This is a genomic window from Blastococcus sp. CT_GayMR20, from assembly GCF_004570345.1.
On the sequence record NZ_SPQM01000259.1, the window covers coordinates 1 to 3,662 of the forward strand.

Below are 3,662 nucleotides of genomic sequence, written 5' to 3' on the forward strand. Positions count from 1 at the left end.
GATCTCTCGGCAGCGGCGGCCTGCTCGGCAGCCACGCGGGCGGCCTCCTCCGCGGCGGCACGGGCGGCGAGCTCGGCCTGGTCCGCGGCGGCCTGGGCCTGCGCGGCGGCGGTGCGGTCGGCGTCGCGCTCGCTGCGGCTGGCGACGAGCTGCTCGAGCGGCCGGGCAGCCTCCTCGACGGCGACCGGCGCGGACTCGGCCTGGACACCGAGCTGCTCGGCGACGCTCACCGAGGACAACTGGGGGTCGGCGTGCGCGGCGGGCTCGCCGGCGGTCATGACGTTGACCATGATCGCGCCGGCGGCGGCCATCCCGAGGTACAGGGCGGGACGACGACCGGGGAGCGGCGGGCGGGGCGACGTGTGGCGGGCGTGCGAGGACGTGCGGATACGCAGGTTCATTCAGCCGTTTCTTCCGTCAGCCGCCTACCGAGTTAGCTGACGGATTCGGGCGGGAAGCAGCCCTACCGGCCGCGAGCCAGGCTCGACGGCAGGATTCACCCCAGTACTGCGGTGGGTCCCCGGCTCGCCCGCGTCCGGGGACACGAGGCGACTCGGCGGCGTCCGGCGCGGATTCCCCGGTTGGGGATGGTGCCGACCGGCCGGACGGGACCCAAGGTAGCCGTCGTTATCGAGTCGTGACAATGCCGGGTGGACGTGATGCATCTCGCCGCCGGCTCAGGGCAGGCGCCAGACCGTCGTCCGGCGACTCGTCGGCCCCTCCACCTCGGGGACGTCGTAGGCCGCCACTGCCTCGAGCCGGTCCGTCGGCACGTAGGGCCGTCCGGGGTCGCCGAGGAACACCTCCGCGCCCCGAGCGCGCGCGGCCTCGAGGAAGGGCAGCACGCGTTCGGACATGAGCCGGTCGTAGCAGACGTCTCCCGCCAGGACGACGTCCGCGTCGGGGGGGCCACCGCCCAGCACGTCGCCCACCACGCGGATCGGCAGCACGCCGTTGAGCTCGGCGTTCAGCCCGATGGCGGTCAGGCCGAAGGGGTCGATCTCGCTGGCCACCACGTCGCTCGCGCCGGCGAGCCGGGCCGCCACCGCGACCAGCCCGCTGCCCGAGCCCAGGTCGAGGACGGTCCGGCCGGCGACCACCTCCGGGCGGTCGAGCACCAGACGCGCCAGCGCCTGACCGCCCGGCCAGGCCGCCGCCCAGAACGGCGGCTCGGACATCTCGCCGCCCCGCTCGGCCTCCATCGCCTCCCAGAGGGCCACGACGTCGGCGGCGACGAGCAGCGACACCTCCGGGACGAGGGAGGGCCGGGCAGGCCGGGTGTGGGCCCGGACGAAGGCGGGAGGGACGGGCGGCACCGACCCAGTCAACCCGAGCCCGGGATCAGGACGACGGCGGCTTCGGCGGAGCCGCCCGGCGGGCGATCAGCCTCCAGTAGGAGCCCGGCATCAGGCGGACCAGGACGTCGGGGACCTTCGCGCTCCAGCCGATGAGCAGCCGCGGACGGCGGTTCTCGATCGCGGCCAGGATCTGGGCCGCGGCGGTCTCCGGCGGCATGGTGAGCAGCTTCGCGAACTGCTTGCGGCCCTGCTCGTACTCCTCCACCGAGACGCCGGAGCCGGTGCGCGCGCTCTCGGCGATCCGCGTCTTGATCCCGCCGGGGTGCACGACGGTGACCCCGACCCGGTTCTCGGCCAGCTCGTGGCGCACCGCCTCGGAGAACCCGCGGACGGCGAACTTGCTCGCCGAGTACGCGGCCTGCCCGGCCGGGGCGAAGATGCCGAAGACGCTGCTCACGTTGACCAGGTGCGCTCCCGGATGGGCCTTCAGGGCGGGCAGGAACGCGTGGGTGAGCCGGACGACGGATCGGAAGTTGACCGCCATGACCCAGTCGAACTCGTCCAGGCTGACCTGGTCGAAGCGCCCGCCGAGGGCCACCCCGGCGTTGTTCACCAGCAGTGTCGTCTCCGGGTGACCGGTGGCCAGGGCCTCGGCCGCCTCCGCGGTGGCCGCGTCGTCGGACAGGTCCACGACGTAGGTGTCCACCGCGAGGCCGGGATGCGTGGCGCGGAGGCTCTCGGCGACGCCGTCCAGCCGCTCCTTGTCGCGGTCGACGAGGACGAGGTTGCTGCCGCGGGCGGCGAGCTGGACGGCGAGGGCCTCGCCGATGCCGCTGGCGGCCCCGGTGACGACGGCGGTGCCGCCGGCGAACTGGTACGCGTCCATCAGGCGACCGCCTTCTCCGTCGTCGTGGCCGAGACCGGCCGCTGGAACGTCATGCCCTCGTCCTCGAGGGAGCCGCGCCGCATCATCTGCACGTCGCGGATGTAGTTCTGGTGCAGCCGCCACGGGGTCCGCCGGCCCTGCTTGGGCAGGTCCGCCAGGCTCCGCTGCACGTAGCCCGAGGCCAGGTCGAGGAACGGCTGGTCGGCGCCCTCGGGCGGCGCGACGGGGGTGGCCGAGACGTAGCCCTCGGCGTCGAGGTGCTTCAACAGCCGGCAGACGTAGCGGTTGACCAGGTCGGCCTTGAGCGTCCAGGAGGCGTTCGTGTAGCCGATCACCATCGTGAAGTTGGGGACGCCGGAGATCATCATCCCCTTGTAGGAGACCGTTCCCGACACGTCGACCGGGGTGCCGTCCAGGCTCAGCGTCATCCCGCCCATGGCCAGCAGGTTGAGGCCGGTGGCGGTGACGATCACGTCGGCGTCCAGGCGCTCCCCCGACTCGAGCTCGATGCCCGTCTTCGTGAAGCGGGCGATCCGCCCGGTCGCGATGGAGGCGTCGCCGCGGCGCAGGGTGCGGAACAGGTCACCGTCGGGCACCAGGCACAGCCGCTGGTCCCACGGGTCGTACGGGGGGTTGAAGTGCCTGTCGACGTCGACGGTCGATGGCAGCTGCTTCTCGGTGAGCCGGCGGATCAGCGCGCGCGCGGCGGCGGGCCGGCGGCGGCTGAACTGGTAGAGCGCGGTGGACAGCAGGACGTTCTTCCACCGCACGATCGGATAGGCGGCCTTCGCCGGGAGCCTGGTGCGCAGCCATTCGGCGAGGGGGTCCCGGCCGGGCAGGGACAGGATGTAGCTCGGCGTCCGCTGCAGCATGGTCACGTGCTCGGCGTCGGGCGCGAGGCTCGGGACGAGCGTGACGGCGGTGGCGCCGCTGCCGATCACGACGATCCGCTTGCCGGTGGCGTCGAAGTCCTCCGGCCAGTGCTGCGGATGGATCAGCTGTCCGGCGAAGTCCTCCTCGCCGGGGAACTCCGGCCGGAAGCCCTCGTCGTAGCGGTAGTAGCCGGAGCACGCCGTCAGCCACGAGCAGGTCAGCGTGACCGTCTCACCGGTGTCGGTGCGGCGGGCGGTCACCGTCCAGCGGGCGTCCGCGCTCGACCAGTCGGCGGAGACCACCCGGTGGTGGAAGCGGATCCTGTCCTCGACGCCGTACTCGCGGGCGGTGTCCTGGATGTAGTGCCGGATCGCCGCGCCGTCGGCGATGGCCTTGGAGTCCTTCCACGGCCGGAAGGCGTAGCCGAGGGTGAACATGTCGGAGTCCGACCGGATGCCGGGGTACCGGAACAGGTCCCAGGTCCCGCCGATCGCGCCGCGGGACTCGAGGATGGCGTACGTCTTGTCCGGGCACTCCTCCTGCAGGTGGCAGGCGGCACCGATGCCGGACAGGCCGGCTCCGACGACGAGGACGTCGACGTGCTC

3 protein-coding genes, 1 pseudogene and 1 riboswitch are annotated in these 3,662 nt (G+C 73.0%); all 4 genes and pseudogenes read right to left on the bottom strand.

What is annotated here, in order from left to right; translation table 11 throughout:
* A pseudogene (locus tag E4P40_RS26920) lies at positions 1-401 on the bottom strand (lytic transglycosylase domain-containing protein); the annotation flags it as partial.
* A 6-nt stretch (positions 402-407) separates the two neighbouring features.
* Positions 408-569, bottom strand: a riboswitch (cyclic di-AMP (ydaO/yuaA leader).
* A 108-nt stretch (positions 570-677) separates the two neighbouring features.
* On the bottom strand, positions 678-1,316 hold the full coding sequence (locus E4P40_RS26925) for a 50S ribosomal protein L11 methyltransferase (protein ID WP_135161364.1): 639 nt from the start codon (positions 1,314-1,316) through the stop codon (positions 678-680).
* A 25-nt stretch (positions 1,317-1,341) separates the two neighbouring features.
* Complete coding sequence (locus E4P40_RS26930; RefSeq protein WP_135161365.1) at positions 1,342-2,184, bottom strand: SDR family NAD(P)-dependent oxidoreductase; 843 nt, start codon at positions 2,182-2,184, stop codon at positions 1,342-1,344.
* The coding region (locus tag E4P40_RS26935; protein ID WP_209305545.1) for an NAD(P)/FAD-dependent oxidoreductase at positions 2,184-3,662 on the bottom strand (1,479 nt) is incomplete at its 5' end. The genes E4P40_RS26930 and E4P40_RS26935, both read right to left, overlap by 1 nt.